General features: G+C 70.6%; 17 protein-coding genes. 9 read left to right on the top strand and 8 right to left on the bottom strand.

Translation table 11 applies throughout. The annotated features are described in order from the left end of the window. The first annotated feature begins 59 nt into the window (after positions 1-59). Complete coding sequence (locus tag HNR73_RS23590) at positions 60-983, top strand: LysR family transcriptional regulator (protein WP_203686446.1); 924 nt, start codon at positions 60-62, stop codon at positions 981-983. On the opposite strand, the gene HNR73_RS23585 is transcribed toward HNR73_RS23590, so the two are convergent. Next, entirely contained in the window at positions 980-1,258 is a 279-nt protein-coding gene (locus tag HNR73_RS23585) for a hypothetical protein (protein ID WP_184789771.1), read from the bottom strand. The genes HNR73_RS23590 and HNR73_RS23585 overlap by 4 nt on opposite strands. Before the next feature lie 265 nt (positions 1,259-1,523). On the opposite strand from HNR73_RS23585, the gene HNR73_RS23580 reads away from it, so the two are divergent. Further along, the gene (locus HNR73_RS23580) at positions 1,524-2,489 is read left to right on the top strand and encodes an NAD(P)-dependent alcohol dehydrogenase (protein ID WP_184789770.1); all 966 of its coding nucleotides are present in this window, start codon (positions 1,524-1,526) and stop codon (positions 2,487-2,489) included. 153 nt (positions 2,490-2,642) lie between these two features. Beyond that, complete coding sequence (locus HNR73_RS23575; RefSeq protein WP_184789769.1) at positions 2,643-3,239, top strand: peptidoglycan-binding domain-containing protein; 597 nt, start codon at positions 2,643-2,645, stop codon at positions 3,237-3,239. Between the two features lie 430 nt (positions 3,240-3,669). Here the strand turns inward: HNR73_RS23575 and arfA are convergent, their stop codons facing one another. The 4 genes from arfA to HNR73_RS23555 all read right to left on the bottom strand — a co-directional run bounded on the left by arfA (position 3,670) and on the right by HNR73_RS23555 (position 9,560). After that, a complete protein-coding gene (gene arfA / locus HNR73_RS23570) occupies positions 3,670-5,181 on the bottom strand; it encodes an arabinosylfuranosidase ArfA (protein WP_184789768.1) in 1,512 nt (503 codons plus the stop codon). Positions 5,182-5,248: 67 nt separating this feature from the next. Then, positions 5,249-6,148 (bottom strand): DUF6807 domain-containing protein, encoded by a 900-nt coding sequence (locus HNR73_RS23565; RefSeq protein ID WP_184789767.1) that lies wholly within the window; start codon positions 6,146-6,148, stop codon positions 5,249-5,251. Further along, the gene (locus HNR73_RS40835; protein WP_184789766.1) at positions 6,145-7,245 is read right to left on the bottom strand and encodes a Gfo/Idh/MocA family protein; all 1,101 of its coding nucleotides are present in this window, start codon (positions 7,243-7,245) and stop codon (positions 6,145-6,147) included. Before HNR73_RS40835 ends, HNR73_RS23565 begins: the two co-directional genes overlap by 4 nt. Next, complete coding sequence (locus HNR73_RS23555) at positions 7,242-9,560, bottom strand: beta-xylosidase/alpha-l-arabinosidase (RefSeq protein WP_184789765.1); 2,319 nt, start codon at positions 9,558-9,560, stop codon at positions 7,242-7,244. Before HNR73_RS23555 ends, HNR73_RS40835 begins: the two co-directional genes overlap by 4 nt. A 236-nt stretch (positions 9,561-9,796) precedes the next feature. Between HNR73_RS23555 and HNR73_RS23550 the strand changes: the two genes are divergently transcribed. From HNR73_RS23550 to HNR73_RS23535, 4 genes are all read left to right on the top strand, one after another. After that, positions 9,797-11,098 (top strand): ABC transporter substrate-binding protein, encoded by a 1,302-nt coding sequence (locus HNR73_RS23550; RefSeq protein ID WP_184789764.1) that lies wholly within the window; start codon positions 9,797-9,799, stop codon positions 11,096-11,098. A 214-nt stretch (positions 11,099-11,312) separates the two neighbouring features. Further along, a complete protein-coding gene (locus HNR73_RS23545; protein ID WP_184789763.1) occupies positions 11,313-12,245 on the top strand; it encodes a carbohydrate ABC transporter permease in 933 nt (310 codons plus the stop codon). Next, positions 12,242-13,072, top strand: coding sequence for a carbohydrate ABC transporter permease (locus tag HNR73_RS23540; protein ID WP_239122205.1), 831 nt, complete (start codon positions 12,242-12,244; stop codon positions 13,070-13,072). The genes HNR73_RS23545 and HNR73_RS23540 overlap by 4 nt, the downstream gene beginning before the upstream one ends. A 40-nt stretch (positions 13,073-13,112) precedes the next feature. After that, a complete protein-coding gene (locus HNR73_RS23535) occupies positions 13,113-14,147 on the top strand; it encodes a LacI family DNA-binding transcriptional regulator (protein ID WP_184789762.1) in 1,035 nt (344 codons plus the stop codon). Here HNR73_RS23535 and HNR73_RS23530 read toward each other — a convergent pair. Next, positions 14,125-15,261, bottom strand: coding sequence for a magnesium and cobalt transport protein CorA (locus HNR73_RS23530; RefSeq protein WP_184789761.1), 1,137 nt, complete (start codon positions 15,259-15,261; stop codon positions 14,125-14,127). The genes HNR73_RS23535 and HNR73_RS23530 overlap by 23 nt on opposite strands. A 149-nt stretch (positions 15,262-15,410) precedes the next feature. Then, positions 15,411-16,352 (bottom strand): alpha/beta hydrolase, encoded by a 942-nt coding sequence (locus HNR73_RS23525; RefSeq protein ID WP_184789760.1) that lies wholly within the window; start codon positions 16,350-16,352, stop codon positions 15,411-15,413. A gap of 218 nt (positions 16,353-16,570) precedes the next feature. Here HNR73_RS23525 and HNR73_RS23520 point away from each other — a divergent pair, with 218 nt between their 5' ends. Both HNR73_RS23520 and HNR73_RS23515 read left to right on the top strand, forming a co-directional pair. Continuing rightward, on the top strand, positions 16,571-17,113 hold the full coding sequence (locus HNR73_RS23520) for a hypothetical protein (protein WP_184789759.1): 543 nt from the start codon (positions 16,571-16,573) through the stop codon (positions 17,111-17,113). Between the two features lie 97 nt (positions 17,114-17,210). Next, a complete protein-coding gene (locus HNR73_RS23515) occupies positions 17,211-19,034 on the top strand; it encodes a substrate-binding domain-containing protein (RefSeq protein WP_184789758.1) in 1,824 nt (607 codons plus the stop codon). A gap of 100 nt (positions 19,035-19,134) precedes the next feature. Here the strand turns inward: HNR73_RS23515 and HNR73_RS23510 are convergent, their stop codons facing one another. Continuing rightward, positions 19,135-20,700: a M4 family metallopeptidase gene (locus HNR73_RS23510; protein WP_184789757.1), complete on the bottom strand. Its 1,566-nt coding sequence runs from the start codon at positions 20,698-20,700 to the stop codon at positions 19,135-19,137. Positions 20,701-20,749: the final 49 nt, after the last annotated feature.

Genomic DNA, 20,749 nt, shown 5'->3' with positions numbered 1-20,749 from the left:
GGCAGGAGTGCCCTGCGGAGTGAAACAACCATTCCGGCCGGGACTTACAATCTGTGGTTGTGGATGTGTCCAGTCGCCGCCTGCGGTATTTCGTGACGCTGGCCGAAGAGCTGCACTTCAGCCGTGCGGCCGCGCGGCTGTTCCTGACCCAGCAGGCGCTCAGCAAGCAGATCCGGGAGCTGGAGGACGAGGTCGGTGTCCGGCTCGTCGAGCGGACCACGAGGACGGTCGCGTTGACCGAGGCCGGGACGGTGTTCGTCGCCTCCGCCCGGCGGGCTCTCGACGTCATCGAGGCCGGTGTCGAGGCCGCGCGCAGGGCGCACGACGGTGACATCGGGACCCTGCGGCTCGGCTTCTGCATCGGCGCCGCCTTGGAACTGACCACGCCGATCCTGGCCGAGTTCGGCCGCCGGCACCCGCGCGTCCGCGTCGAACTGCGCGAGGCGGGCTTCGACGATCCTTCGGCGGGTCTCGCCGACGACCGGGCCGACGTCGCGCTGATCCGGCTGCCCGTCGGGGCGCCGGGGATCGAGAGCGAGCCGTTGTTCACCGAGCCCCTGGTCGCGGCGGTCCCGGCCGGACACCCTTTCGCCGCGCGAGAGTCGGTGACCGCCGCCGAACTCGCCGCCGAGCCGTTGGTCGTGGGCCGCTCCCCCGACCCGGTCTGGACGGGCTTTTGGACGCTGGACGCCCATCGCGACCCGTCGCTCCCCCATCGCGTGCTGCACAGCTCTTCGCAGAGCGAGGAACTGGAGATGGTCGCCGCCGGTCTCGCCGTGGCGGTGACCGTCGCCGGGCTGCGGCGCTACGCCGCCGGACGAGGCGGGCTGCACTACGTCCCGGTCGCCGGCATCCCCGGCTCGACGCTCGCCGTCGCCTGGCGCCGGGGCCGCAGGACACCGGCGGTGGCGCACTTCGCGGAGGTCGCGCGAGAGGTCCGCGAGGCCGAGACCGCGGTCGTGCGGGTCATCGAGGGCGGTTAGATCTTGACCTGCGCGTGTGCCCGTTCGCCATCCGCGAGGTTGTCGTGGACGGTCAGCTTCTCGTCATAGGCTTGGAAGGAGACGCTGTAGCTGCCGTTGCCGGAGTACATCCAGGATCCGGCGTCCTTGCCGCCCGAGTCGTTCGGATCCGGTTCGACGTAGGAGTCGCCCCCATACACCCATGGGTCGGCTTGAGCGGGCGTCACCGACAGGGCGACGGTCGTGCCCAGTGCCGCCACCGACGCCAGCGTGATGCCGGCGAACCTCTTCAACATCCTCTTCCCCCTTCGGAACGGTTGTTCGGGCCGATGTTGCCCAGCGGCGCCACAGCGCGCCCATGATTCGCCCACAGTCGGTGGCGGCCCGCACCCCGACCGGGACCAACCGCCACCTGATCCGGCTCCCGTGATCGCCGGAACAGGTCCCAGACCGTCCTTTCGCGCCCCTCGTCCCGACCGTTCGGTGAAGGCGCGCGGGCCGCGGGCAGTCCACAGTGGAGGTGGTGGGTCCTTCAGGCCACCACACCACCGAGGAGTGCGCGTGAAAGCGATCGTCTTCGAGAAGTACGGACCACCCGAGCTGCTCCGGTACGCCGAGGTCCCCGACCCTTCGCCAGGTGCCGGGGATGTGCTCGTGCGCGTCAAGGCCGCCTCCGTCAACGCCGGCGACATGGTCGTCATGCGCGGAAGACCGCCCATGCTGCGGCTCGTCTTCGGACTGCGCCGCCCGAAGAAGCGCATCCTCGGCCGCGCGGTGGCCGGAACGGTCGAGGCCGTCGGACCGAAGGTCACGGCCTGGAAACCCGGCGACGAGGTCGTCGGCGAGGTGAGCCAGCTCGGCTTCGCCGAGTACGTCGCGGCACCCGCCGCCCACTTCGTCGCGATCCCGGAGGGAGTGAAGCACGAGACCGCCGCGACGCTCCCGATCGCCGCCACGTCGGCGCTCCAGGCCCTGCGGGTCTGCCGCATCGCCGATGGCCACAAGGTCGTCGTCAACGGAGCCAGCGGCGGCGTCGGCACCTTCGCCGTCCAGCTCGCCGCGCAGCTCGGTGCGCGCGTGACCGCCGTGTGCAGCGGCCGCAACGCCGCAGCGGCCACCGCGCTGGGCGCAGAACGCGTCGTCGACTACAACCGCGAGGACTTCACCGACACCGCCGAACGCTACGACGCCATCCTCGACCTCGTCGGAAACCACCCGCTCTCGGCGGTGCGCCGGCTCATCAAGCCCGGCGGCACCTACCTCACCGCCGGCGGGGGCTCCGATTCCTTCTGGGGACCCTTTGGCCGCATGATCGCGATCGGAGCCGGCGGACCCTTCGTGCCGCAGCGACTGCGGGCGCTCGCCTCGACGCGGAACGGTGAGGACCTCGCCCACCTCGCCCGGCTGGTCGCCGAAGGCGCGATCACACCCGCCGTCGAACGCACCTGTCCGCTCGCCGAGGCCCCCGCGGCCATCGCCGATCTGGAGCAGGAGCACGCGCGCGGCAAGGTCGTCTTCACCGTCTGAGGTGGTTTCGAGTCCATCGGGAGCTTGCGGGGAGACAGGCATCAGTGCTCCGTTGGCTGTGGCGAGATTGTGCCTTCGTTGTGGCGAAGCGATCTAACGTCGGCGTTTCGACGGCGCGGATTTCCCCGGCGCCCAACAGGAAGGCCACGTGACATGGGTCGACACTCGCTTGGAAGGCTCGCACTGGCGACCGCCGCCGGCACAGCACTCATTGCCGGCGTAACGAACGTGCCAGGCGCCCACGCCGATGCAAGCATCGCTTCGACCACTGAGGTCGACGGTGCAGGAGCGCTCACCGACGACTTCCATGACAACTACGACGACCTTGGCGGAAGCCTCTGCCACGGCTGCGCAAACAGCAGCAACACCGACGCCGTGATCCTGTGGCAGTCCATCCTCGCTGTGGACGGCTTCCTGACGGCAAACAAGTCGACCATCAGTGGAAGTTTCGGAACCCAGACCAGAGACGCGACGAAGGCGTGGCAGACCGCGCGCGGGCTGAGCGCCGACGGCAAGGTTGGGGACGCCACTTGGTCGATGGCCGACAACAACCTGATCTACCTCCCGAGCGGTGCGATCCAGTACCGGAACCCGTCCGGAAACGGGTACGTCAGCTTCCTGCGCGGAGGCGAAGCGTGGGCGGACGGGACCTATGCGCTTTACACAACAAAGGCGATGGATGGCACCTCTGTGAACAACCAGACCAGCCGCAACGTCTTCCTGTTCAAGCGAACCATCGTTTTCAACTGATCTCACCGGGCGCCACGGCACAGCCTCAGCTGCGCCGCGGCGCTTCCTTGAAGTTGAGTCGGGGAGAGAAGAAGCGACGCGGTGCCCGGGCCAGGTGCCGAAGCGGGAGGGCGAGCGCCCGGCGCGCGATCGACGTGAGGCGTCGGCGGTGCGTGGGGATGGTGCTGGTCATTCGCCGCGGCTTGAGCTGCTTGTGCCGGATCCGCCGGAGCCGTCAAGCTCAACCAGATCGTCCATGAGGTCCAAACCGAAGCGGAGCTCCCGCCCGGCCGCGCCGGAACGGCCGCACCGAGCGCCCGGCAAGACGAACGCTCGCCCTGAACCGTCTCGCCGGGTGAGGGCTGCACGATGTCGCGCCACGTCGCCTCCAGCGGCGAAGTCGTCCTGACCGTCTGAGGTGGTGGGGAGGCGCGTGCCTCCCCACCACGGGTCAGGCCGCGGCGATCCGGACGGTGTTCCACGACAGCGGCGGGAGCAGGACGTCGACACCACCGTCGGTGATCGCGATGTCCTTGTTCTCCCGGGGTGCGACCCGATCGGGCTCGCCGCGTGTGTTGCGGGCGTGCCGGTCGGGGTCGGCCAGGGTCGTGCAGCTGACCTGGCCGACGGGTCCCCGCGTGTCGATCCGCAGGTTCATCGGCCGTGAGGTGTCCCGGTTGACCGCGAACACCGTCGTCGACCCGTCATCACCGGCGACCGCCACGGAGTGCAGCAGCGGCACGGTGCCGTGCTTGGCCGTGTCGTGCGCGGGACCGTCGGCGACGGCGTGCAGGATCCGCCCGCGACCGTACCGGGAGGCCTCGGCGAAAGGGTGGAAGATCGTCTGCCGCCAGGACGGTCCGCTCGGCTCGGTCATGATCGGCGCGATCACGTTGACCAGCTGCGCCAGGCAGGCCGCTCGCACGCGCTCGGCGTTGCGCAGCAAGGTGATCAGCAGACTCCCGACCACGACGGCGTCGGTCACGCTGTACACGTCCTCCAGCTGCCGCGGCGCCACCTGCCACGGCTCGGCCTCGACGCCTTCGCGGTGCCAGGTGCTGGAGTACCAGACGTTCCATTCGTCGAAGGAGATCGCGATTCGTTTGGGGCTCTTCAGTTTCGCGCCCACCGCGTCGGCCGTGGCGACCGTCCCGGCGATGAAGGACTCCATGTCGGCGGCCGAGGCGAGGAAGCTGTCGACATCACCGTCGGTCTCCTCGTAGTAGGCGTGCGCCGAGATGAACTCGACCGACTCGTAGGTGTGCTCCAGGACCGTCGCCTCCCACTCCCCGAACGTCGGCATCGCACGCCCGGAACTCCCGCACGCCACCAGTTCCAGGGCGGGGTCGAGCTGCTTGAGCGCCCGCGCGGTCCGGTCGGCGAGCCGCCCGTACTCGTCGGCGCTGAGGCGCCCGATCTGCCACGGCCCGTCGAGTTCGTTGCCGAGGCACCAGAGTCTGATGCCGTAGGGATCGGCGTCGCCGTGGGCCTTGCGCAGGTCGGAGCGGGCGGTGCCGCCGGGGAAGTTGCTGTACTCGACCAGTCCGATGGCCTCGGCGAGTCCCCGGGTGCCGAGGTTGAGGGCCATCATCGGTTCGGTTCCGGTCGCGCGGCACAGGCGCATGAACTCGGCGAGGCCGAACTGGTTGGTCTCGATCGTGCGCCAGGCGAGGTCGAGGCGGCGGGGCCGGGACTCCTTCGGGCCGACGCCGTCCTCCCAGTCGTAGCCGGAGACGAAGTTCCCGCCGGGGTAGCGCAGCATCGTCGGGCCGAGTTCGGTGATGAGGTCGAGGACGTCGGTGCGCAGGCCGTCGGAGTCGGCGGTGGGGTGGCCGGGTTCGTAGACACCGGTGTAGACGCAGCGTCCGAGGTGCTCGACGAAGGCACCGAACAGGCGCGGGTCGACGTCGGCGACGGGGGCGGCGGGGTCGATGGCGAGGCTCGCGCGGAGTGGCTCGGGCATGGGGATCCTCTCGAACGACGGTTGCGGCCCACCGTGGCACGAAAGATCATCCGGCGCCAGACCCCTTTCACCACGTGGTGAGCGCGGAGGCTCCTTTCGTGGCGAGCGCCGGTGCGCCGTCGTCGCCGGGGTCGCCGTCGGCGATGACGACGGCGTAGCGCAGGGCCAGCGTTTCGCCGGGGGCGACGGTGACCTCGGTGTCGAAGAACGGTGCCGGGCAGACGGCGGCGAAGGGGTTCGCCCGGATAAACCACTGGACGGGCGGGCCGCCGGAACCGTCGACGAAGACCATGGTGGACGATCCGTCCTGTTCGTCGTGGCGGCCGGTGTAGGCCGCCCAGGGCGCGCGGACGCCCATGAGCTCGTCGCCGCCGGTGCGGCCGGGGACGCGGACGACGCCGTCGGTGAAACTGCGCGGGCCGCGCCAGAAGAGTCCGCCGTAGCCGGCGTTGTGGCGGCCTTCGGTGGTGGGGCTGCCGATGACGACGGGTTCGGTGCCGGTGTTGGTGAAGGCGGTGGCGAACAGCAGCGTCCAGGAGTGGACGTCGGCCTCGGCGGCGAAGCGGCGCCGTTCGGTGAACATGGTCGCGCCGTCCTGGGTGATCCAGTCGAGGTCGTGGGCGGCGCCGACGCGTGCGCCTTCGGTGTCCAGGCCGGTGAAGGCGCGGTGGCGCATCGATCCGTCGTTGTCGTATTGGCCGTAGCCGGTGCCGCGCCGGTAGGTCGTGCCGCCCCAGAAGTTCTCACTGCCCACATTGGGCAGTGAGAGCGCGATTCCCTTGTGCCATACGTGGTCGTGCGGACGGTAGAGGCTGACGAGGCGTCCGCCGAGGGTCCGCAGGGGATGGAAGTAGGGACGCGGTGATTCGAGCTGGGCGTCCCAGGGGCGGTACACGTAGCGGAGGAGTTCGGCGTCTTCGCGCGTCACGCGCAAGGACACCTCGTCGTCGGCGAGTCGCAGGTTCATCGTGGTTCTCCGCTCGGCGGCCAGGGCGCCCCGGGTCCGTCCATCCGTCGGTAGAAGGGCGATTCCGGGTCGATCTCGCCGCGCCGGACGGGTGCGCCGGTGAAGGCGGCGGCGTAGATCGCGGTGACGAGTTCCAGGGTCGCGCGGGCGTCGGCGGCCGTGACGGGCGGGGGTTCGCCGGCGTCGAGGGCGTCGAGGGCGTCGAGGATCGCGGTGAGCTGGGCGGAGTGCCCGCTGGCGCGTCCGGCGGGTCCGGAGTTCCAGGCCGTGGCGACGGTGCCGGCGTGCTCGTCGAGCGGGGTGATGCGCCAGTCGTCGTCTCCGTAGCCGTAGAGGTGGGTCAGTTCGATGGTGGCGCGGGCGAAGTCGAAGCGCAGGTGGCTGGTCTCCCGGGGGGAGACCAGGCTGTTGACGATCGTGGCGAGGGTGCCGTCGTCGAAGGTGACCAGTGCCGCCGACAGGTCCTCGGTGTCGGTGGCGCGGGCGCGGCGGGCGGCCACAGCCGTGACCTCGCGCCAGGGCCCGAGGATCGACAGCAGCAGGTCGATCTGGTGAATGCCGTGCCCGAGGGTCGGGCCGCCGCCTTCGGTGGCCCAGGTGCCGCGCCAGGGCACGTCGAAGTAGGCGTCGGGCCGGTGCCACATGGTCAGGCAGAGCGCGGTGGCCGACGGCCCGAGGACCCCTTCGGCGGCCAGTGTCCGCAGTCGTTCGGCTCCGCTGCCGAAACGATGCTGAGAGACCGTGGCCAGCCGCGCCGAAGGTGTCTCGGCGGCGGCCATCGCGTCGAACTCGGCGAGGCTCATGGCGACCGGCTTCTCGCACCAGACGTGCACGCCCCGGTCCAGGCACGCGATCGCCGAGGCGGCGTGCAGATGCGGTGGCGTGCACACGATCGCCAGGTCGGGCGCGGCGGTGTCCAGCATGGCCGTGGTGTCCTTGAAGCCGTAGGGCACCTCCCAGGTCGCGCAGAACTCCTCCAGCCGCAGCGGATCGGGGTCGACCGCGGCGGTGATCCGCGCGCGGCCGCCGAGGGTCGCGAGGTCGGCGGCGTGGATCCCGGCGATCCCGCCGGTGCCGATGACGGCCACGTTCGTCACGTGTAGGTCACCTCCGAGGTGAGCCGTCTGTCGTGGCCGACGACGCGCTCCGGCCCGGTCAGCCGCAGCGCGAGCGTGGCGCGGACGTCGGCCGAGGAGCGGCCGAGGCGCAGCTCCAGTGATCCGGGTTCGACCACGCGGTGCCCGTCGCGGCCGGTGAAGGACGACAGGTCGGCGTGCACGGTGAACCCGACCGTACGCCGCTCCCCCGGCGCGAGCGCCACCTTCCCGTAGCCGATCAGGCGGACCACGGGCCGGGTCACCTGCGCGACGGGGTCGTGGAGGTAGAGCTGCACGACTTCGGATCCCGCGCGGTCACCGGTGTTGGCGACCTCGACGGTCACCTCCACCGAGCCCTCGGTCGAGGTCTCGGCGAGAGAGAGCCGGGGCCGTTCCCAGGCGAAGGTCGTGTAGGAGAGCCCGTGACCGAAAGGGAACAGGGGCGTCGGGTCGACCGCGCTGACGTCGGTGCGGCGGCCGAGCATGGGCGCCAGGTACGTCGACGGTTGCCCGCCAGGCTCGCGCGGAACGCCGACCGGCAGGCTCCCGGAGGGGTTGACGCGCCCGGAGAGGACGCCCGCGACCGCTCCCCCGCCCTCTTCGCCGGGGAAGAACGTCTGCACGATCGCCGCCGTCCGGGCGGCGTGCTCGCCGAGGGCGTAGGGGCGGCCGCTGAGCAGGACCAGCACGATGGGCGTGGACGTGGCCAGCAGCGCGCCGAGGAGTTGGCCCTGCGCGCCCGGCAGGCGCAGGTCCGCGCTGTCGCAGCCCTCACCGGAGGTCCCGCGGCCGAACAGGCCCGCGCGGTCGCCGAGCACGGCGACGCACACGTCGGCGGCGGTGGCGACCGCGACGGCCTCGGCGAAGCCGGAGCGGTCGTCGCCGTCCACCGCCGTGCCGCGCGCGTGTGTGATGGTCGCCTGCGGGAACTCCGTGTGAAGGGCGCGCAGCACGTCGGGGATGTCGACGCCCATCGCGGGCGACTCGCCGTCGTCGTCGTGCGCGACGTGGCTGGGGAAGGCGTAGCAGCCGAGCATCGCCGCGGGGTCGTCGGCGACGGGTCCGACGACCGCGATTCGTGCGTCCGGGCTCAGCGGCAGGGCGCCGTCGTTGGACAGCAGGACCACCGACTCCTCGGCGATGGCCGCCGCGAGCGCGCGGGCCTCGGGAGGGTCGAGGTCGACGGCCGGATCGGTGGTGCGGGCGGGTTCGGGATCGAGGAGTCCGAGGGTGATCTTCTGCCGCAGGACCCGCGTGACCGCGCGGTCCACGATGGACTCGTCGAGGAGTCCGTCCCGCACGGCCGCCAGCAGCGGGTCTCCGTAGCAGCGGACCGTCGGCAGCTCCACGTCGACGCCCGCCGACAGGGCGAGTGCCGCCGCCGCGGCCGGTGAGGCGGCGACGCCGTGCAGGAGTTCCAGGAAGGACACCCCGAAGTAGTCGGAGACGACCGTCCCGGTGAAGCCCCAGGTTTCCCGCAGGAGTCCCGTGAGCAGGGCGGGATCGGCGGCGGTGGGCAGGCCGTCGATCTCGGTGTAGGCGTGCATGACCGAGTCGGCACCGCCGTCGCGGAGGGCCAGCTCGAAGGGGAAGAGCACGTCGTCGGCGAGTTCGCGCGGGCCTATGGCGACGGGCGCGAAGTTGCGTCCGGCCGCCGAGGCGGCGTATCCGGCGAAGTGTTTCAAGGTGGGGACGATGCCGCCGTCGCGCAGGCCGCGCACGTAGGCGGTGCCGAGGGTGGCGACGAGGTAGGGGTCTTCGCCGATGGTCTCCTCGGTGCGGCCCCAGCGGGGGTCGCGAGTGACGTCGAGGACGGGCGCGAGTCCCTGGTGGACGCCGACCTGGCGCATGCCGGTGCCGATCTGGCGGGCCATGGCCTCGACGAGGGCGGGGTTGAAGGTGGCGCCCCAGGCCAGGGGCGTCGGGTAGATGGTGGCTCCCCAGGTCATGAAACCGGTGAGGCACTCCTCGTGCACGAGGGCGGGGACGCCGTGGCGGCCGGCGGCGCGGATGTCGGCCTGCATGCGGGCGAGGGCCTTGGCGCCCTGGGCGGCCTCGACGGGCGCGGTCCCGAAAGGCCGGGTGAGCTGGCCGAGTCCGTGGGTGATGAGGGCGTCGAAGTCGAGGGCGTCGTCGGCGAACTCGTGCTGGTGGGGCGCGACGTCGGCGCCGGCCGGTGTCACGCCGATCCAGACGCCGTAGAGCTGGGCGGTCTTCTCGGTGAGCGTCATGGCCGCGAGGAGGGCCGCGGCCCGGTCCCCCACGGTCGCCGAGGTGTCCTGCCAGGGCCGGTGGGTCTCCTCGCGACTGTCCATCCGCCCGCCTCTCCCGTGCCGATTGTTTCCGAAAGTTTCAGTCGACGATGTCGAGGTGCCGACCAAGCGTTGGCACCATATCCGTTGCACTGCAACGGAAACAAGGACTTGACCGGCCGAAAACAGCTCGGTAGTGTGCCCGGCATCACTGAATGAGCCGGGCGAACTTTCCGAAACTTCCGGGGGTTCTGCCGAGGCCACCCAACGCAGACCGCCCGTGTCGTGAAGGGACAGTCATGACCGCTTCCATGCCCCGCCGGAGATTCCTGACCCTCGCCGGGGGCGGCGCCGCCTTCGCCTTATTCGGTGCCACCGGGTGCGGTGGAGAGGATGCCGCCGACGGCGAGTTCTCCGTGTGGGTGCTCCAGGACGAGAACGTCAACCCGGTCAGCCAGGCCTCCCTGGACCGCTACAACGGTGCGGCGGAGGTCAAGGGCGTGCTCCAGCCCGAGGTCAACACCGGCTACCGCGACAAGGTCCACATCTCGATCGGCACCGGGCAGCGGCCCGACGTCTTCTTCAACTGGGGCGGCGGGAGTATCCGCACCTATGCCCGCGAAGGGCTCCTGGAGGACCTCACCCCGCACCTCGACGGTGATCCCGCCTTCAAGAACGCCTTCCTTCCCTCGGTGCTCGACGCCGGGAAGATCGACGGGAAGTTCTTCGGGATCCCGATGCGGACCATGCAGCCGGTGCACATGTTCTACAACACCAAGGTGTTCGGCGAGGTGGGCGTCGAGATCCCGGAGACCTGGACGCAGTTCCTCGACGTCTGCGAGAAGCTGAAGTCGGCCGGGATCACGCCGGTCGCGCTGGCCGGGGCGCAGTCGTGGACCGAGCTGATGTGGATCGAGTACCTCGTCGAGCGCATCGGCGGCGCGCAGGTGTTCGCCGACATCGCCGCCGGGACGGCGGGCGCGTGGCAGAACCCGGCGATCGCGCGTGCGATCGACACCACCAGGTCCCTTGTGGACAGCGGGGTGTTCGGCACCAACTTCGCCGCCGTGGAGTGGGAGGGCGGTGCCGTCCAGCAGGTCTTCTCCTCCGGGAAGGCCGCGATGCACCTCATGGGTTCGTGGGAGTACACGACACAGCTCGGCAGTGCGCCGGAGTTCGCGCGCGACGACCTGGCCTGGGGTCCCTTCCCGGTCATCGAAGACGGCGCCGGCGCGCCCGACGCGGTCGTCGGGAACCCCACCAACTACTTCTCGGTCACCAAGGACTCCGCGCACAAGGACGCCGCGATCGCCTACCTCAAGCAGGAGATGGCCTCCGAGGCCTATGTGGACGGACTGATCGCGATCGGCGACGTGCCCGCCGTCGCCGACATCACCGACCGCCTCTCCGGCGCCGGGAACCCCGAGTTCGCGGCCTTCGTCTACGACCTCGTCGCCAAGGCCCCGAGCTTCCAGCTGTCCTGGGACCAGGCCGTCGAGCGGGAGCTGGCGAGTCCGATGCTCGACGCGATCTCGCAGGTCTTCCTCGGCGAACTGGACGCGGCGGGATTCGTCAAGGCCAACGAGGACGCCGCGGCATGAGCGCCGTGTCATCGAAGCGCGCGAACGGTGAGAGGCGAGCCGACGGCGTCCCGGCCGCGTGGTCGCGGCCGGACGCCGGGAACGACTCCCGCGACGTGTCAGTCGTGTCGGCGGGAAGAAGGCACGCCGGCGGGCGTGCCGGTGGACGGGTTTCGCGTGTTGGGCCGCGAGGAGCCGGCGTGGGAACAGGACGCCGTGTCCACCGGGAGCGTTCGTGAGCACCGCCTTCGAGAAGGTGGCGGCGGTCCGGCGCGGTTCGCGCCGGGCCGCCGCGACCCCGCGCCCGAACTTCCTCTACATCCTGCCCGCGGCACTGTTCTTCGGGTTCTTCGCGCTTCTGCCGCTGGTCCTGGTCGTCGCGCTGTCCTTCACCACCTGGACCGGGATCGGGGATCCCGAGGCGGCGGGCATGGAGAACTGGTCGCGGCTGTTCTCCGACGAGAAGGTCCTGGCCGCCACCCGCACGACGCTGTTCCTGACCGTCCTGTCCTGGGCCACCCAGACGCCGCTGTCGCTCCTCCTCGGGGTCTGGGCGGCCGGACGGCAACGCAACCGCGCGGTGCTGTCGGCGGTCTTCTTCCTGCCGCTGCTGCTGTCCAGCGCGGCGATCGCGCTGATGTTCCACCGCTTCCTCGACCCGAACTTCGGGCTGGCCGCCGACCTCGGGCCGCTCATCGGCTTCGAGGACGGCAACATCATCGGGACGCGCGGAGGCGCCCTCGCCGCGATCGTGTTCGTCGTCGGCTGGCAGTTCGTGCCCTTCCACACGCTGATCTACCAGGCCGCCGCACGCAACATCCCCGCCGTCCTCTACGACGCGGCCACCATCGACGGCGCCGGGCGCTGGCAGGCGTTCCGGCGGATCACCCTCCCGCAACTGCGCAACACCGTGGTCACCTCCTCGACGCTGATGATCGTCGGTTCGCTGACCTTCTTCGAGACGATCCTGCTGCTCACCAACGGCGGCCCGGGGATCGCCACCCACGTGCTGCCGTTCCTGATGTACCGGGCCGGTTTCGAAGGCTACGAGTTCGGTTACGCCGCCACGATCGCGACGCTCCTGGTCGTCGTCGGCACGACCCTGTCACTGCTCATCGTGCGTTTCTCGGGCTTCGCGAAGATGCGGTCCACCTTGGAGGGATTGTGAGCACCGGGGCACGCGGGCGCCCGAACTGGCTCGCGGGCGCGCTGACGGCCGTCTGGCTGATCGTCATCGCCGTACCGATCCTGTCGATGATCTCCTGGAGTCTGCAGAGCCAGCAGGACCTCCTCGACCACGGGCCACTGGCGCCGCCGAGTTCGATCACCTTCGAAAACTTCGCCGCCGTCATGGACATGGGCTTCGGCCGGTACATGCGCAACACGCTGATCGTGACCGGGGCGGGCATCGCGCTGACGCTCCTGCTGGCGATCCCGGCGGCCTACGCGGTGGTCCGCTCGCGCAGTCTCCTGGCGAGCGCGTCGTTCCGGGTCTTCCTGCTGGGACTGGCGATCCCGGCGCAGGCGGTGATCATCCCGGTGTACCTGATCATCACCCGCATGGGTCTCAACGACACCCTCGCGGCGGTGATCCTGCCGACGGTGGCATTCAACCTGCCGCTCGTCGTGCTGATCCTCTCGGGTTCGCTGCGCGACATCTCCGGTGAGCTCTACGACGCGATGACCGTCGACGGCGCGGGCGCGCTGCGGATGCTGGTGAGCCTGGTGCTGCCGCTGTCGCGCGGGAGCATCACCACGGTCAGCGTCTTCGTCGGGCTCGGCGCGTGGAACAGCTTCATCTTCCCGCTGATCTTCCTGCACAGCCCGGAGAAGAAGGTCCTCACCCTCGGCCTCCAGTCCTTCCGGCAGGAGTTCGGGATCAACCTGCCGGGGATGATGATGGGCGTGCTGCTGTCGGCGCTGCCGGTGTTCGTGCTGTACCTTTTCGCGCGCCGCTGGCTGGTCGCCGGGCTCGCCGGGGTCGGCGGCAAGTGACCTAGGCTGAGATTTTCGGGCACCGGGAAGGAACCGCTTCGTGGTTGAGGACGCCGTGGGACGACGGGTGACGATCAGCGCGATCGCCGCCGAGGCCGGTGTGTCGGTGCCGACCGTGTCGCGCGTGATCAACGGCCGCGACGATGTCGCGGCCGACACCAGGCGCCGTGTGGAGGACATCCTCGCTCTGCGCGGCTACCGGCGCCGCAACTCCCGGCCCAGGGACCGCGCGCGCCTGATCGACCTGGTGTTCAACGATCTCGACTCACCGTGGGCGGTGGAGATCATCCGCGGCGTCGAGGACGCCGCCCACGCCGCCGGCGTCGGGACGGTCGTGTCGGCGATCCACCGCGAGACGACCTCGGCCCGCCGCTGGCTGCAGAACCTGCGCGCCCGGGCCTCCGACGGCGTGATCCTGGTGACGTCCAAACTGGACGGTCCGCAGCGCGAAGAGCTGCGGCGCCTCGAAGTGCCGACGGTGGTCGTCGACCCGGTCGGGGGGTCGAGCGCCGACACCCCCACGATCGGCGCCACCAACTGGGCCGGCGGACTGTCGGCCACCGAGCACCTGCTGTCGCTCGGGCACCGGCGCGTCGCCGTCATCACCGGCCCGCGGGCCATGCTCTGCGCCCGCGCGCGCCTCGACGGCTACCGCGCCGGCCTGGAGGCCGCGGGCATCGCCGTCGACCCCGAGCTGATCCATGACGGCGACTTCTACCACCAGTCCGGCTTCGACGGCGCGCGCCGGCTGCTGGCCCTCCCCGACCCGCCCACGGCGATCTTCGTGTCCAGCGACCAGATGGCCTTCGGCGCCTTTGAGGCGGTCCGTCAGGCGGGTCTGCGCATCCCCGACGACGTCAGCGTCGTCGGCTTCGACGACCTCCCGGAGACGCGCTGGGCCTCACCGCCGCTGACCACCGTCCGCCAGCCCCTCAGCGAGATGGGCGTGCTCGCCGCCCGCACGATCCTGCGGCTCGCGGCCGGTGAGCGCCTGGAGAGCCCGCGCATGGAGCTGGCGACCGAGCTGGTCGTACGCGAGAGCAGCGCACCGCCTAAAGCCAGCCGCGCCGCTTGAACACCAGGTACAGGCTGACGCAGGTGGCGACCATGAGCACCAGCGCGAAGGGGTAGCCGAGAAGCCAGTGCGTCTCGGGCATGAAGTCGAAGTTCATGCCGTAGACGGTCCCGATCAGCGTCGGCGCGAAGAGGATCGCCGCCCAGGCCGAGACCTTCTTGATCTCCTCGTTCTGGGCGTAGCTGGCCTCGGTCAGCGCCTTCATCTCGGTGTTCTGCTGCTGGGCGACGAGGGTCGCGTTGAGCGAGAGGATGTCGGCGAGGACCTGCCGGAAGGAGTTGACGCGCTCCACGACGGTCGTGGCGTGGTCGGCGACGTCGCGCAGGTGCCGCTGGAGCTCACCGTCGACGCCGTCGCGGGCGAAACCGGCCGCGAGCCCGTTGAGGATGGAGATGAGCGGGCGGGTCGCGCGCTGGAACTCGATGACCTCGCGGGACAGTTCGTAGATGCGCCGGGACACCGCCGGGTCGCCCTGGAAGACCTCGGTCTCGATCTCGTCGATGTCGTTCTGGAGCCCGGCGACGACCGGGGCGTAGCCGTCGACGACGGCGTCGAGGATCCCGTACAGGACCGCCTCGGTGCCCAGGCGCAGAAGCTCCGGCTCGTCCTCCATGCGTTTGCGGACCACGGCCAGGTCCGGGGACTCGCTGTGCCGCACGGTGAGCACGAAGTTGCGGCCGACGAACACGTGCAGTTCGCCGAAGTCGACCTCTTCGGTCTCGTCGATGTAGCGGGCGGCGCGCAGGACCATGAAGAGGGTGTCGCCGTAGCGTTCCAGCTTCGGGCGCTGGTGGGCGACGATCGCGTCCTCGACGGCCAGTTCGTGTAGCCCGAACTGTTCGGCGGCGGCCAGGATCTGGGCCTCGTCGGGCCGGTAGAGCCCGATCCAGGCCATCGAGTCGTCCTCGGGGAGGCTGCGCAGGGCCTCGGCGAGGGTGGCGGGGGTGTCGGTGCGGCGGCCGTCGCGGTACACGGCGGCCTGGACGACGCTCTCCTCCACCGAGACCGGCTGGTGGCCGCGCGGATCCATGGTGTGCTCAGGGGCGCGTTCATGCTCGGCCGAGGACCCGGTCCCGCGTTTGGGGAGGAGGGCGCGAAACCGCCGGTTGGCCATGCCGTTTCCTAAAGATCGGTGGGGGAATTCGCCCTCAGGCTAACCGACGTGGACGGCCGACCGGTGCGGCTTGCCGCGAAAGGGCCTCCCCGCGATGGGAGGCCCTTTCGCTCGTCTCGGACCGAAGGCGTGGAACGTCGCGCGGTGGGTCAGGCCTCGCCGAGGGCCGTGAACAGATGCGGGAGACCGTCGGCGAAGGCGGGTTCCCAGACGTCCCAGTCGTGTCCGCCGCCGAGGACCCGGAACTCGGTGCTCACGCCGGGCGTGCGCTTGAGGTGGTTGTGCACGACCGCCGCCTCGAAGTCGAGGTCGTGGCGGAAGTCGGCCGGATCGGGGTTGGCCCATTCGTCGTCGCCGACGGCCACATAGGTGTGCACCGGCAGGGCGGTGTCCACTGTGGCCAGCAGCGCCGGGTAGTTCTTGGCCAGGTAGACCTCCTCGGCGAAGCGCGTCTCGCCGTCACCGAAGGCGCCGAACTCGCGCACGGAGGAGTCCGCGGGCGGAGTCGGCGTGTACACGGCGGGGCTGAGCACGAGGGCCGCGGCGAAAAGGTCCTGGTGTGCCAGGACGTAACGCAGTGCTCCCGCGCCTCCCATGGAGTACCCGCCGACGAGACGTGAGGCGCGGTCGGTGCGGGTGCGGTAGGTGCCGTCGACGTGGGCGATGAGGTCGGTGGTGAAGGCGGTCTCGACGGGCCGCCCGGCGGGCGTGCCGGTGAAGGCGGAGTCGACGTAGTAGCCACCGGCCTCGCTGTACTGCGCGTCGGGCATGACGGCGATGACCGGCGGGATGCGGTGTTCGGCGATCAGCTCGTCGAGGACGGGCTTCATCCGCGACCAGCCGGTCATGTCGTCACCGCGGCCGTGGAGGAGGTAGACGACCGGGTAACGGTTTCGGCCACGCCGGTAGCCGTACGGCAGGTAGGCGATGTAGGCGATGTCCTCGCCGAGGACGGGCGAGGGAGCGGCGGCGGTGGTCAGGGTGCCTTCGCGGCGGGCGGGACTCGCGGAGGCGGCGGCCGGAACGGCGAGGGCACCGGCGGCGGCGAGGCCGGCGGTGATGGCCGCGCGGCGGGTGACGGGTGAGGACATGTCGGAACCTCGGTGCGTGGAGGGGATGATCGACAACCCTGCCACGCGTGATCTTGCGAGGGAAGACCTCGCGTGAGGACGACGCGGTGTTCGGGGGATCGAGGTGCCGCCGATCGGCCGTCATACCGAGGAAATCGACCCGACCGCGTTCCGGGGCCGTCGGCATGGTGGGCACCACGAGAGTGGTGCGGGGAGCGCGACGCGGGTTCAATGTGGCGATGAGCGCCCGCCCGCCCCGGCCCACCGGCCGCACGGTTCCGCCCGGCATCCTCACGACCGGGACCGCCTTCTTCCTCTCGCTCGGCCTCGGTTTCGTCGTCGTGGAGCGGCTGGGGGTCGTGCGGCTCTCCGGCAGCGCGCTCGCCGCCTCCGCGGTCGTGGGCACCATCCTCGTGGGCGCGGTTGTCTACGTCCTCCTGCTCACCTCGCACCGGCCGCCACCACCGGAGCCGCCCGGCCTCGCCGGGCTGGCCGCCTCCTCGGTCGACGCCGTGGCCAGGAAGGCCGCGGCACTGATCGCCGACGTCGAAAACGATCCGGCCACCGCCAAGAAGGCGCGCGAGCGGATCCACGGACTCGCCGAGGAGCACATCGGCTCCCTCAAGACCGAGCAGGACGTGACCGTCCGCGCCTGGGAGCGATTCCGCGCGGAGCTCGCCGCGCGCGAGCGGACGGCCCTCCGGACACAGTGGATGTTCTTCGGACTCGGCGTACTGGCCTCGGTGCCGGTCGGCATCGCGATCAACCTCCTCACCGGATAGCAGCCCGCGCCGCTTCGAGACCCGGGACGGGTGACCCGACCCGTTACTGTGAGCCCAACCGGGACCGTTCCCCGGCGGCTCCGTCTACAGTCGACGGATGAGCGAGAACGGGGGCGGCATGCTCGCAGGCGTCCGCAACATCGGGCGGGGTCGGCCGACCCTGCGCAGGGTCCTCTTCGGCGTGGCCATCGCCACGGTGGCGTTACTACTGTTCGTCGTCGGCGTCAACGCCTGCTCCACGGGACCGGCCGGCGACTGCGTCGCCGTCGAGATCAACTCCTCCACGGAGAAGAGCGGCCTGATCACCGAGCTGGCCGAGGCCTACGGGAAGTCCGGCCGCGAGTTCACCGCGGGCCGCTGCGCCGAGATCGCCGTCCACAAGACGACCTCGGGCGCGGCCATGGAGGCCCTGTCGACCGGCTGGGACGAACAGCGCGACGGCGCGCCCGTCCCGCAGGTGTGGCTGCCGACCTCCTCGCTGTGGCTCAGCGTCATGACGGAAAGAGCGGACACCGCCACCATCCTCCCGCCCGGCGACTCCTACCCCTCGGTCGCCAACAGCCCCCTGGTCATCGCGATGCTCGAAAGCCGGGCGACCGCACTCGGCTGGCCGAGCGCCGAGGTCGGCTGGCGCGACATCTTCGAACTCGCCACGAGCGAGGAGGGCTGGGCCGCCCGCGGCCACCCCGAGTGGGGCCGCTTCACCTTCGGCAAGGACAACCCGCACCTGTCCACCTCGGGCATGGCCGCCACGATCGCGACCTTCTACGCCGCGACCGGCATCACCACCGAGCTGACCCCCGACCGCCTCGGATCCCCGGAGGTCGAGGAGTTCGTGCACGGCGTCGAGAAGAGCGTTCTGCACTACTCCGACGACGGGGTCGGCTACATCAAGAACCTCTACGCCGCCGACGCCGAAGGCAAGGCCGGCTCCTACGTCAGCGCCATCGCGATGCAGGAGCAGCTCGTGCACCTGTACAACCAGGGCAGCCCGAACGGAGATCCCGCGCTCATCGGATCCGGCGCGCCGTCGGAGCGGCTCGTCACGCTGTACCCGAGCGACGGCACCCTGGTCATGGACCACCCCTACGTCGTTTTGCCGAACGCCTCGGAGGACCAGCGCGCGGCCGCCGCCGACTTCCTCGCGTTCATCAGCGAAGGCGAGCAGCAGAAGCGCTTCCAGGATCTCGGCTTCCGCAGCAACACCAACGTCCTCACGGACGCCGTGGCCGGCTCGATCGGCGCACCCGACAACCGCACCCTCGCGGTCATCGAGCCGCCGAAGCCGCACGTGCTCACGCAGATCCTGGACAGCTGGGACCGCCTGCGGAAGCGGGCCCGGATCCTTCTGGTCATGGACGTCTCGGGTTCGATGAACGACCCCGCCGTTGGCGGGCTCAGCCGCCTGGAGGCGGCCAAACAGGCGGCGGTGAGCGCTCTCGGGCGGCTCCATCCGCAAGACGAACTGGCGCTGTGGGAGTTCTCCGACGAGGCCGCGCTGGGCACGAGGCTGCCCTACCACGAGCTGCGCCCGCTGCGAGAGGTCGGCGACTCCACCGACGACGCCGCGGAGGTCATCAACGGGCTCAACGCCGACGGCGGCACGGCGCTGTACACGACCGTGCGGGCGGCGCACGAATACATGGTGGAGCACACCGACCCGGAGAAGATCACCGCCGTGGTCATCCTGACCGACGGCAAGAACGAGTACTCCGCCGACAACGACCTCGGCCGGCTCCTCACCGAGGTCGACGCGGCGAACCTGGAGCGCTCGGTGCGCGTCTTCTCCATCGCCTTCGGTGAGCAGGCCGACTTCACCACCCTCGACAAGATCAGCGAGACCTCGCGCGCGACCGCCTACGACGCGCGCGACCCGTCGACGATCGACAAGGTGTTCGTGTCGGTGCTGAGCAACTTCTAGCGCGTGCGGGCCGCGAGCGCCGGACCCGCCGGCCCCGAACGCGTGCGACCGGGACCGCGCTCACGGACGCGATCCCGGTCGGTCGTACGAGTGCGGTCTTCTACTTGCCGCAGGCCGGATCCGACTCGGCCGGCACCGTCACCGCGTCGAACGCCGCCTTGGTGGCGTCGTACTCGGCGCAGGTGGCGAACAGCGGGGAGGTGGCGGCGAAGTTCAGGGCCGCCGTCCGCGCGTCGGTGTAGGTCCAGCCGGAGGTCTTGCCGTTGAGCGCGCCCATCCAGACCTGACCGGCCTTCTCGATGCCGATCCCGGTCAGCGTGCTGTCGTTACAGGTGGTGCTGCCCGGCTTGCCGTCGCCCGCGGCCGCGGTGCCCTCGGCCAGCAGGTAGAACCAGTGGTTGATCGGGCCCGCGGCGGCGTGCACCTCGGTGCCCGGGATCTCCTCGGTCCAGCAGTTCGGGTCGCCGGCCTGCGAGGGGTCGTACATGTAGCGGATCGGCTCGCCGGGGTTCAGCAGGCCGCCCTCCTCGCCGACGGTGTAGTCGCCCGGGTCGTGCGCCTCATCGTTGGCCTGGGCGGAGTACCACTCGGTGAGGGCGCCGAAGATGTCGCCGGTGCCCTCGTTGATGCCGCCGGTCTCGTTGCCGCCGCCGGAGCCGCCGGGCGAGTACTGGAAGATGCCGTGGCCGATCTCGTGCGCCACGATGTCGATCGGGGTGAGCTGACGCTCGCCGTCCTGGGAGTGGCCGAAGGTGGTCGAGCTGCCGTCCCAGTAGGCGTTGACGTCGTCCATGCCCACGTACATCGGGAAGCCCTCACCGTCGCCGGTGAAGCCGTCGCGGTCGAGCCAGGCCTTGAGCATGTCCCACTCGGTGGCGGCGGCGTACATGGCGTCGACGCAGGCCGTGACCAGGTCGGTGCCGGTGCCGTCGCCCCAGGCGTCGTCGTCGTCGGTGAGCGGCGAGCCGCCCTCCTCGGCGCAGCTGACGCCCGAACGCTCCGGGTCGGCCATGGTGAAGCCGCCGCCGTCGGACGTGGTGCCGACGGTGACGTCGGTGCCCTGGCCGTTGTAGTAGGTCTTGCCGGTGCCCGCGAGGATCTCGTCGTAGCGGGTGATCTCCCTACCGGTCAGGGCGTCCACGAAGACGTGCGTCAGCGAGGGCGCGCCGTCCTCGGTGGTCTCGACGATGCTCTCCCAGGCCAGTGCCGGGTCGGTCCAGGCGAGCACGACGAGTTGCGGGGTCCCCTGTGGAGCGTCCACGAGGGAGGTGACGGTCTTGGCGGCCTTGGCCGCGCTGACCTCGGGGGTGGTCGTGACGTCGATGGCCTCGCCCTGTGACACCTGGGTGTACAGGATCTTGCCGGTGTCGTCGGTGATCACGACGAAGTCGCCGCCGACGACGGGGATGCCGGCGTGGCTTCGGCTGTAGGACACGTAGTTGAGGCCGAGGGCGCGGGTGACGCCCGTCTGGGCGACGGTGTCCTCGGCGGTGAGTTTGAGTTCGTCACCGCGCTGGGCGACCAGGGCGTCGGCGGCCGCGGTGGCGATGCCGAGGGGGTCGGTCGCGCCGGGATCGCCGGGTTCGTCCGCGTAGGACATGGCCCCGGCGGTCAAAAGCGCCGTGGCGAGCACGGTGGCCGCCCCGGCGCCGATAAGGCGTCGCATATGGACGCTCTCCTTCCGTCGGTGCCCCGGGTAGGGATCCCGGGGCCGA

The sequence above is a fragment of the Phytomonospora endophytica genome, from assembly GCF_014202425.1.
Classification (GTDB): Bacteria; Actinomycetota; Actinomycetes; order Mycobacteriales; family Micromonosporaceae; genus Phytomonospora; species Phytomonospora endophytica.
This window is presented reverse-complemented; position numbering and strand designations above follow the sequence as displayed.

Coding starts and splice junctions, on each gene's coding strand:
- HNR73_RS23550 (WP_184789764.1), top strand. CDS start 9,797: ATGACCGCTTCCATGCCCCGCCGGAGATTCCTGACCCTCGCCGGGGGC.
- HNR73_RS23515 (WP_184789758.1), top strand. CDS start 17,211: ATGAGCGAGAACGGGGGCGGCATGCTCGCAGGCGTCCGCAACATCGGG.
- HNR73_RS23575 (WP_184789769.1), top strand. CDS start 2,643: ATGGGTCGACACTCGCTTGGAAGGCTCGCACTGGCGACCGCCGCCGGC.
- HNR73_RS23555 (WP_184789765.1), bottom strand. CDS start 9,560: ATGGACAGTCGCGAGGAGACCCACCGGCCCTGGCAGGACACCTCGGCG.
- HNR73_RS23585 (WP_184789771.1), bottom strand. CDS start 1,258: ATGTTGAAGAGGTTCGCCGGCATCACGCTGGCGTCGGTGGCGGCACTG.
- HNR73_RS23530 (WP_184789761.1), bottom strand. CDS start 15,261: ATGGCCAACCGGCGGTTTCGCGCCCTCCTCCCCAAACGCGGGACCGGG.
- HNR73_RS23520 (WP_184789759.1), top strand. CDS start 16,571: ATGAGCGCCCGCCCGCCCCGGCCCACCGGCCGCACGGTTCCGCCCGGC.
- HNR73_RS23510 (WP_184789757.1), bottom strand. CDS start 20,700: ATGCGACGCCTTATCGGCGCCGGGGCGGCCACCGTGCTCGCCACGGCG.
- HNR73_RS23565 (WP_184789767.1), bottom strand. CDS start 6,148: ATGAACCTGCGACTCGCCGACGACGAGGTGTCCTTGCGCGTGACGCGC.
- arfA (WP_184789768.1), bottom strand. CDS start 5,181: ATGCCCGAGCCACTCCGCGCGAGCCTCGCCATCGACCCCGCCGCCCCC.
- HNR73_RS23525 (WP_184789760.1), bottom strand. CDS start 16,352: ATGTCCTCACCCGTCACCCGCCGCGCGGCCATCACCGCCGGCCTCGCC.